Genomic DNA, 9,853 nt, shown 5'->3' with positions numbered 1-9,853 from the left:
CGGGAGCAAGCTCCCTCGCCACAAAAAGCCTCGCCCTCGCTGTTCCCTCTTCGCGCACCAACTTGTTACCAAACGCCCCAGTGTGGCGCAGAACCACGCTTCCATAACCTGGCTGCCTCCTTCCAGGATTCCCCCTTCAGAAATTTCATCGGGCTCGAAAACCGCTCAAAATCGGGGCTTTCAGCCATTCCAAACGTCATTCCGAAACACATCCTCAATAAGTTGGCCGCTTGATTGCATATGCTTGTACATACAAGTAAAGACGTATGCGTATGAGTCCCCATGCTCAACGTAACGTGCCTGGAAATCGCGCCCATTGCCTGGGCTGGTCTGGATTGATCGCTGAGGAGTTTTTGCTGTGACCGACGCTACCCGCAAACCCGAAAAATACCGTGACGTTGAAATCCGTGCCCCACGCGGTAACACCCTGACCGCCAAGAGCTGGCTGACCGAAGCGCCGCTGCGCATGTTGATGAACAACCTCGACCCGGAAGTGGCCGAGAACCCCAAGGAACTGGTGGTTTACGGTGGCATCGGCCGTGCGGCGCGCAATTGGGAGTGCTACGACAAGATCGTCGAGAGCCTCACCCACCTCAATGACGACGAAACCCTGTTGGTGCAATCCGGCAAGCCGGTGGGCGTGTTCAAGACCCACGGCAACGCTCCTCGCGTGTTGATCGCTAACTCCAACCTGGTGCCGCACTGGGCCAGTTGGGAACACTTCAATGAACTGGATGCCAAGGGCCTGGCCATGTACGGCCAGATGACCGCCGGCAGCTGGATCTACATCGGCAGCCAGGGCATCGTCCAAGGCACCTACGAGACCTTCGTCGAGGCTGGTCGCCAGCATTACGACGCCAACCTCAAGGGGCGCTGGGTCCTCACGGCCGGCCTGGGCGGCATGGGCGGTGCGCAGCCGTTGGCCGCGACCCTGGCTGGCGCCTGCTCGCTGAACATCGAATGCCAGCAGGTGAGCATCGATTTCCGCCTCAAGACTCGTTATGTCGACGAACAGGCCACCGATCTGGACGACGCTCTGGCCCGTATCGAGAAATACACCGCAGAAGGCAAGGCGATCTCCATTGCGCTGTGTGGCAACGCCGCCGAAATCCTGCCGGAAATGGTCCGTCGCGGTGTGCGCCCGGACATGGTCACCGACCAGACCAGCGCCCACGACCCGCTCAACGGTTACCTGCCGGCCGGCTGGACCTGGGATGAATACCGCGCCCGCGCCAAGACTGAACCTGCTGTTGTGGTCAAAGCGGCCAAGCAATCGATGGCTGTCCACGTCAAAGCCATGCTGGCCTTCCAGAAAATGGGCGTGCCGACCTTCGACTACGGCAACAATATCCGTCAGATGGCCCAGGAAGAGGGCGTCGAAAATGCCTTCGATTTCCCAGGGTTCGTGCCGGCGTATATCCGTCCGCTGTTCTGCCGTGGCATCGGCCCGTTCCGCTGGGCGGCGCTGTCGGGTGACCCGCAGGACATCTACAAGACCGACGCCAAGGTCAAGGAACTGATCCCCGACGACGCCCACCTGCACAACTGGCTGGACATGGCCCGCGAGCGCATCAGCTTCCAGGGGCTGCCAGCGCGTATCTGCTGGGTCGGCCTGGGTCAGCGTGCCAAGCTGGGCCTGGCGTTCAACGAAATGGTGCGCAGCGGCGAATTGTCGGCGCCTATCGTGATCGGCCGCGACCACCTGGACTCCGGTTCCGTGGCCAGCCCCAACCGCGAAACCGAAGCCATGCAGGACGGTTCCGATGCCGTGTCCGATTGGCCGTTGCTCAACGCCTTGCTCAACACCGCCAGCGGCGCGACCTGGGTGTCGCTGCACCACGGCGGCGGCGTCGGCATGGGCTTCTCCCAGCATTCGGGCATGGTCATTGTCTGCGACGGCACCGACGAAGCGGCCGAGCGCATTGCCCGTGTGCTGCACAACGATCCGGGCACCGGCGTGATGCGCCATGCCGATGCGGGTTACCAGATCGCCATTGATTGCGCGAAAGAGCAGGGGCTGAACCTACCGATGATTACCGGGTAGGAGCTGGCGAAGCCTGCGATCTTGTGATCTTGATCTGTCGCTTGCGACTCAATCGGCCAGGACAAGATCGCAGCCTCGTTGCACTCGGCAGCTCCTACAGGGGCGTTATCCAACACCCAGAACAATCCACAGAGGTTGAACCATGGCCGTCACCCGCACACGCGCAAGTAGCAAGCCGTTGATCGAGAAACGCTCGATCGACTACATCCCGGAAGCGGAGAGACACGGCCGATTGTTGAGCCAGTTCACCCTCTGGATGGGTGCCAACCTGCAAATCACTGCCATTGTCACTGGCGCATTGGCGGTGGTGCTGGGCGGTGATGTGTTCTGGTCGTTGATCGGTTTGCTGATCGGCCAACTGCTCGGCGGTGGCGTCATGGCGTTGCATGCCGCGCAAGGGCCCAAGCTTGGCCTGCCGCAGATGATCTCCAGCCGGGTGCAGTTTGGTGTGTACGGCGCGGCCATCCCGATCGTGCTGGTGTGCCTGATGTACCTGGGTTTCACCGCAACGGGAACCGTGCTTTCCGGCCAGGCGCTTGGCCAGTTGTTTGGCGTCAGCGACAGCGTCGGCATCCTTGTTTTCGCCAGTGCCATCGTGCTGGTCACGGTGCTCGGCTATCGGGTGATTCACTTCATTGGCCGTGTCGCCAGCGTCATTGGTGTGATCGCCTTTGTTTACCTGTTCGCTCGCCTGATGAGCCAGACGGACGTTGGCGCACTCCTGCAAATCCGCCATTTCAGCTGGAGCAGTTTCCTGCTTGCGGTGTCGCTCGCGGCTTCCTGGCAGATCGCCTTCGGCCCCTACGTAGCGGACTATTCGCGTTACCTGCCGAGCAAGACTTCCTCGGTGAAAACCTTTTTTGCCGCAGGCGCAGGTTCAGTCATCGGCGCGCAGGTGGCGATGATCCTCGGCGTGTTTGCCGCCGCCTCGGCCAATGGGCAGTTCGCGGGTCACGAAGTGGCCTACATCGTTGGCCTGGGCGGTACGGGTGCCACCGCTGCGCTGCTGTACTTCAGCATCGCGTTCGGCAAGGTCACTATCTCCACGCTGAACTCCTACGGCAGCTTCATGTGCATTGCGACCATCATCAGCGGTTTTCGTGGTCACCTGAACGTCACGCGCTTGCAGCGTCTAGGCTTCGTGCTGGTCATCGTCGGCGCGGCGACCCTGATCGCGCTGCTCGGTCAGCACTCGTTCCTCGGTGCGTTCAAGTCTTTCATCCTGTTCTTGCTGGCGTTTTTTACGCCTTGGAGCGCGATCAATCTGGTGGACTACTACTGCATCACTCGCGAGCGCTATGACGTGCCGGCGCTGGCCGACCCGAACGGTCGCTACGGTCGTTGGAATGCCCTTGGTATCAGCGTCTATGTCTTCGGTGTACTGGTTCAACTGCCGTTCATCGCCACCAAGTTCTATACCGGTCCGCTGGTGGAAGCCATGGGTGGTGTGGATATTTCCTGGATCATCGGCCTGGTGGTCCCGGCGGGGCTGTATTACGTCGCCGCCAGGAAGTGGCACAGCGCAGTACCCGATCAATTGATCCTGCCGATCGAGCAGGACGCGGTTGACGCACAACCGAGCAGGGCGGGTCGCATCCAAGCGGCCTGATGGGATGTTGACAGGGCTGGATGCCTCTTGACTGCCGTAAGCCAATACACTGATTAGGAGCGTCACATAATGAAATCGAACAAGACCCTGCTGACCACATTGCTTTGCATGGGCCTGCTGGCCAGTGCCGGCGCCACGCAAGCGGCGGGTTGGTGCGAGTCGGGCAAGCCGGTGAAATTCGCCGGTCTGAACTGGGAAAGCGGCATGTTGCTGACCGACGTCATGCAAGTGGTGCTGGAAAAAGGCTACGGCTGCAAGACCGACAGTCTGCCAGGCAACTCCATCACCATGGAAAACGCCTTGAGCAGCAACGATATTCAGGTGTTCGCCGAAGAATGGGTCGGTCGCAGTGAAGTCTGGAATAAGGCCGAGAAGGCCGGCAAGGTCGTCGGCGTCGGCGCCCCGGTGGTGGGTGCTATCGAAGGCTGGTATGTGCCGCGCTATGTGATCGAGGGCGACGCCAAGCGCAAGCTCGAACCCAAGGCGCCGGGCCTGAAGAACATCGCTGACCTGGGCCAGTACGCCGCTGTGTTCAAGGATCAGGAAGAGCCGTCCAAGGGCCGCTTCTACAACTGCCCGGCCGGCTGGACCTGCGAGCTGGACAACAGCGAAATGCTGAAAAGCTATGGCCTGGAAAAAACCTACACCAACTTCCGCCCCGGTACCGGTCCGGCCCTGGATGCGGCGGTGCTGTCGAGCTACAAGCGCGGCGAGCCGATCCTGTTCTACTACTGGTCGCCAACCCCGCTCATGGGTCAGGTGGATCTGGTGAAACTGGAAGAAAAACCGGGCGTGGACAAAAGCGTGACCATCAAGGTCGGCCTGTCCAAGACCTTCCACGATGAAGCGCCGGAGCTGGTGGCGGTGCTGGAAAAGGTCAACCTGCCCATCGATATCCTGAACCAGAACCTCGGGCGCATGGCGAAGGAGCGGATCGAGTCGCCGAAACTGGCGAAGATCTTCCTGAAGGAACATCCTGAAGTCTGGCACGCCTGGGTCAGTGAAGACGCGGCCAAGAAAATCGACGCGGCTCTGTAGGTCGAATCCCCCCCGGCCAACCCTAGGGCTGGCCGGGACGTTCACTGCATCCACTTGATCGAGAGTCTCTTATGTTTCCCGAAAGCTTTACCTTCTCCATCGCCGACTGGGTCAACAGTTGGGTCGACTCCCTGGTGACCAACTACGGCGATGTGTTCCGGCACATCTCCGACACCTTGCTGTGGGCCATCGTCAACCTCGAAGGCCTGCTGCGCCTGGCGCCCTGGTGGCTGATGCTGGCCATCGTCGGCGGCATTGCCTGGCACGCCACCCGCAAGGTCGCGACCACGGCGGTGATTGTCGGCCTGTTGTTCCTGGTGGGTGCGGTGGGCCTGTGGGACAAACTGATGCAGACCCTCGCCCTGATGCTGGTGGCGACATTTATTTCGGTGTTGATCGGCATTCCGCTGGGCATTCTCTCGGCCCGCAGCAATCGCCTGCGTTCGGTGTTGATGCCGTTGTTGGACATCATGCAGACCATGCCGAGCTTCGTGTACCTGATTCCGGTATTGATGCTGTTTGGCCTGGGCAAGGTCCCGGCGATTTTCGCCACGGTGATCTACGCCGCGCCACCCTTGATTCGCCTGACCGACCTGGGCATTCGCCAGGTGGACGGTGAAGTGATGGAAGCCATCAATGCCTTCGGGGCCAACCGTTGGCAACAGCTGTTCGGCGTGCAACTGCCTCTGGCCCTGCCAAGCATCATGGCCGGGATCAACCAGACCACCATGATGGCCCTGTCGATGGTCGTCATCGCTTCGATGATCGGCGCCCGTGGCCTGGGCGAAGATGTCCTGGTGGGCATCCAGACCCTCAACGTCGGGCGCGGCCTGGAAGCCGGGCTGGCGATCGTGATTCTCGCCGTGGTCATCGACCGCATTACCCAGGCCTATGGTCGTCCTCGGCATGAGGTGAGCAAATGAACAACGCAGCCATCAGCAAGATCGAAGTCAAGAACGTCTTCAAGATTTTCGGCAATCGCTCCAAGGAGGCTTTGGAGCTGATCCGCCAGAACAAGACCAAGGACCAGGTGCTGGCCGAAACCGGTTGTGTGGTCGGTGTGAACGATCTGTCGCTGAGCATCGGCACTGGCGAGATCTTCGTGATCATGGGCCTGTCCGGCTCCGGCAAATCCACCCTGGTGCGGCACTTCAACCGGCTGATCGACCCCACCAGCGGCGCGATCCTGGTGGACGGCGAAGACATCCTGCAACTGGACATGGACGCCCTGCGCGAATTTCGCCGCCACAAGATCAGCATGGTGTTCCAGAGCTTCGGCCTGCTGCCCCACAAGAGCGTGCTGGACAACGTCGCCTACGGCTTGAAAGTGCGCGGCGAGAGCAAAGAGGTGTGCGCCGAGCGGGCGCTGCACTGGATCAACACCGTGGGCCTCAAGGGTTATGAAAACAAATACCCGCACCAGCTGTCCGGCGGCATGCGCCAGCGCGTGGGCCTGGCCCGTGCCCTGGCGGCGGACACCGATATCATTCTGATGGACGAAGCCTTCAGCGCTCTTGATCCGCTGATCCGCGCGGAAATGCAGGACCAGTTGCTGGAGCTGCAAAAGACCCTGCACAAGACCATCGTCTTCATCACCCACGACCTCGACGAAGCCGTGCGCATCGGCAACCGCATCGCGATTCTCAAGGATGGCAAGCTGATCCAGGTCGGCACACCCCGAGAGATCCTGCACTCGCCGGCGGATGAGTATGTTGACCGGTTTGTACAGCGCAGGGCTGCGGTGGTGTAAGGCCGGACGCAGTTGTGGCGAGGGAGCTTGCTCCCGCTGGGTGGCGCAGCCGCCCCAAAAATCTTGTGAGCGCTGCGCACTCAAGCGGGAGCAAGCTCCCTCGCCACGAGGGCCATGCCTTAAGCCAGGTGTGATGCTGAGATGAATTTTTCATGAGGTTGAAGATGTCCCAGGCTGAAAAAATCGTAATCGCCGACGCTCCGTTGCGTTGGCAGGATGTGGTCGCCGTCGCCCGCTTCGGCGCGCCTCTGGAGTTGTCGGCCCAGGCCTGGGCGCGGATCGACAATGCCCAGGCCATCGTCCAGCGCATCGTCGCAAGCGGCGAGCGCGCCTATGGCGTCAACACCGGCCTGGGTGCCTTGTGCAATGTCTCGCTCAAGGACGAACAGCTCAGCCAACTGTCGCGCAACACCTTGCTCAGCCATGCCTGTGGCGTCGGCGCGCCGCTGGCCGATGAACAGACCCGGGCGATTATCTGCGCGGCCATCCTCAACTACAGCCAGGGCAAATCCGGCATTCATCGCCGGGTGGTCGAAGCCCTGCTGGCGCTGCTCAATCGCGGCATCACCCCGCAAGTGCCCTCCCAGGGTTCGGTGGGCTACCTGACCCACATGGCCCATATCAGCATCGCGTTGTTGGGGGTTGGCAATGTCAGCTATCGCGGGCAAATCGTGTCGGCGCAACAGGCTCTGGCCGCAGAGGGCTTGCAACCGGTGCAACTGGGGGCCAAGGACGGTTTGTGCCTGGTCAACGGCACGCCGTGCATGACCGGCCTCAGTTGCCTGGCCCTGGCCGATGCGACGCGGTTGCTGCAATGGGCCGACGTGATCGGCGCCATGAGTTTCGAGGCCCAGCGCGGGCAGATCGCGGCGTTCGATGCTCAGATTATCGCCCTCAAGCCGCACCCTGGCATGCAACAGGTCGGCGTCAACTTGCGGGCACTGCTGGACGGCAGCGAAGTCATCGCTTCGAGCCTGGGCATTCGCACCCAGGATGCGTTGAGCATCCGCTCGATTCCTCAGGTCCACGGTGCCGCTCGCGACCAACTGGCGCATGCCCGGCAACAGATTGAAACCGAACTCAACGCCGCCACCGATAACCCGCTGTTGCTGGGTACGCCGGAGAGCTTCCGGGTTATGTCCCAGGCCAACCCCCACGGCCAGTCGGTGGCCTTGGCCGCGGATCTGCTGGCGATTGCCATGGCCGAAATCGGCTCCATCGCCGAACGCCGGCTCGACCGCTTGATCAATCCTCACGTCAGCGGCCTGCCGGCGTTCCTGGTGGCCAACCCCGGGGTGAACTCGGGGATGATGATCGTGCAATACGTCGCCGCGTCGCTGTGTGCGGAAAATCGCCAACTGGCGCAACCGGCGGTGCTCGACAACTTTGTCACCTCGGGCTTGCAGGAAGATCACCTGAGCATGGGCACCAACGCCGCCCTGAAGCTGCACCGGGCGCTGGAAAACTGCACGCAGATCCTCGCCATCGAATACCTGCTGGCCGCCCAGGCTTTTGAATTCCTCAAGTCGCAACGCTTCGGTGCCGGCACCGACGTTGCCTGGAAACTGCTGCGCGAGCATGTGCCGGCCTACGATCAGGACCGCTGGCTGGCGCCGGACATCGCCAGCGCCGCCGCCCTGCTTAAAGATCCAGCCGTGCTGCACAACGCTTTACCGAATTTGAATTGATCAAAAAACCGCCAGCGTGCCAAGGCATCCACCGCCCAAAAGGCCAGGGTGACGGATAACGGAGCATTCCGGAGCGACTGGCGGGTGAAAACAAAACTCTCAAAAGGAGCAATACATGACTGCCTTAAACCTGATTCCCGGCCAATTGAGCCTGGCTCAATTGCGTGACATCTATCAGCAACCCGTGACCCTGAGCCTCGACGCCAGCGCGTCGGCGCAGATCGAGGCCAGCGTCGCCTGCGTCGAGCAGATCCTGGCCGAGAACCGTACCGCCTACGGCATCAACACCGGTTTTGGTCTGCTAGCCTCGACCCGCATCGCCAGTGAAGACCTGGAAAACCTGCAACGCTCCCTGGTGCTGTCCCATGCCGCTGGCGTGGGCGAGCCGATCAGCGATGCGCTGGTGCGGCTGGTCATGGTGCTCAAGGTCAACAGTCTGAGCCGGGGCTTTTCCGGCATCCGTCGGCAGGTGATTGATGCGCTGATTGCACTGATCAATGCCGAGGTCTATCCGCACATTCCGCTTAAAGGTTCGGTCGGTGCTTCGGGTGATCTGGCGCCGCTGGCCCACATGTCCCTGGTGCTGTTGGGCGAAGGCAAGGCCCGTTACAAAGGTGAATGGTTGCCGGCTGTCGAAGCGCTGAAAGTGGCCGGCCTTGCGCCGCTGACCCTGGCTGCAAAAGAAGGATTGGCGCTGCTCAATGGCACCCAGGTGTCCACGGCGTTTGCCCTGCGTGGCCTGTTCGAAGGCGAAGACCTGTTCGCCGGTGCCCTGGCCCTGGGCAGCTTGACGGTAGAAGCGGTGCTCGGTTCGCGCTCGCCATTCGATGCGCGTATTCACGCCGCGCGCGGCCAGAAAGGCCAGATCGATGCCGCTGCCGCTTATCGCGATCTGCTGGGCGAGCGCAGCGAAGTCTCCGCGTCCCACCAGAACTGCGACAAGGTCCAGGATCCGTATTCCCTGCGCTGCCAGCCACAAGTGATGGGCGCCTGCCTGACCCAGTTCCGCCAGGCCGCTGAGGTGCTGGTGATCGAAGCCAACGCCGTGTCGGATAACCCGCTGGTATTCGCCGCCGAGGGTGATGTGATTTCCGGCGGCAACTTCCACGCCGAACCGGTGGCAATGGCCGCTGACAACATGGCCCTGGCAATCGCCGAAATCGGTTCCCTGAGTGAGCGGCGTATTTCGCTGATGATGGACAAGCACATGTCGCAGCTGCCGCCGTTTCTGGTGGCCAATGGCGGGGTGAACTCCGGCTTCATGATCGCCCAGGTCACCGCTGCTGCCCTGGCCAGCGAAAACAAGGCGTTGTCCCATCCCCATTCGGTGGACAGCCTGCCGACTTCGGCCAACCAGGAAGACCATGTGTCCATGGCTCCTGCCGCGGGCAAGCGTCTGTGGGAAATGGCCGACAATACCCGTGGGATCCTGGCGGTTGAGTGGCTCGCTGCCTGTCAGGGATTGGACCTGCGGGGAGGCTTGAAGACCTCCGCGAAGCTGGAGCAGGCTCGCAGCCTGTTGCGCGCAGAAGTGCCGTTCTATGAAAAAGACCGATTCTTCGCGCCGGACATCAATGCGGCGAGCGAGTTGTTGGCCAGTCGTTGCCTGAATGAACTGGTCACGGCGCAGTTGCTGCCGAGCCTGTAAGAACCTCATCGCGAGCAGGTACAGATGATGTTTGATCAGCTTCGATACCTGTGGGAGCGGGCTTGCTCGCGAAAGC

At 61.4% G+C, this 9,853-nt stretch carries 8 protein-coding genes; all 8 read left to right on the top strand.

From position 1 onward, the window contains the following. The coding region (locus tag HU811_RS27505; protein ID WP_225248474.1) for a hypothetical protein at positions 1 to 234 on the top strand (234 nt) is incomplete at its 5' end. Positions 235 to 358: 124 nt separating this feature from the next. Further along, on the top strand, positions 359 to 2,044 hold the full coding sequence (hutU, locus tag HU811_RS20645; protein WP_186657829.1) for a urocanate hydratase: 1,686 nt from the start codon (positions 359 to 361) through the stop codon (positions 2,042 to 2,044). A gap of 142 nt (positions 2,045 to 2,186) precedes the next feature. Continuing rightward, on the top strand, positions 2,187 to 3,653 hold the full coding sequence (locus HU811_RS20640; protein ID WP_186657826.1) for a purine-cytosine permease family protein: 1,467 nt from the start codon (positions 2,187 to 2,189) through the stop codon (positions 3,651 to 3,653). Between the two features lie 69 nt (positions 3,654 to 3,722). Continuing rightward, a complete protein-coding gene (locus HU811_RS20635; protein ID WP_092401481.1) occupies positions 3,723 to 4,691 on the top strand; it encodes an ABC transporter substrate-binding protein in 969 nt (322 codons plus the stop codon). Positions 4,692 to 4,762: 71 nt separating this feature from the next. After that, a complete protein-coding gene (locus HU811_RS20630; protein WP_092455835.1) occupies positions 4,763 to 5,614 on the top strand; it encodes an ABC transporter permease in 852 nt (283 codons plus the stop codon). Then, complete coding sequence (locus HU811_RS20625) at positions 5,611 to 6,441, top strand: quaternary amine ABC transporter ATP-binding protein (protein WP_092401487.1); 831 nt, start codon at positions 5,611 to 5,613, stop codon at positions 6,439 to 6,441. Before HU811_RS20630 ends, HU811_RS20625 begins: the two co-directional genes overlap by 4 nt. A gap of 164 nt (positions 6,442 to 6,605) precedes the next feature. Then, positions 6,606 to 8,129, top strand: a complete 1,524-nt coding sequence (gene hutH / locus HU811_RS20620; RefSeq protein ID WP_186657823.1) for a histidine ammonia-lyase — start codon at positions 6,606 to 6,608, stop codon at positions 8,127 to 8,129. Between the two features lie 115 nt (positions 8,130 to 8,244). Then, positions 8,245 to 9,777 carry a histidine ammonia-lyase gene (hutH, locus tag HU811_RS20615; RefSeq protein ID WP_092401493.1) on the top strand — a complete coding sequence of 511 codons (1,533 nt, stop codon included), beginning with the start codon at positions 8,245 to 8,247 and terminating at the stop codon, positions 9,775 to 9,777. Positions 9,778 to 9,853 lie beyond the last annotated feature (76 nt).

It is taken from the genome of Pseudomonas tehranensis (genome assembly GCF_014268615.1).
Lineage (GTDB): Bacteria > Pseudomonadota > Gammaproteobacteria > Pseudomonadales > Pseudomonadaceae > Aquipseudomonas > Aquipseudomonas tehranensis.
This window is presented reverse-complemented; position numbering and strand designations above follow the sequence as displayed.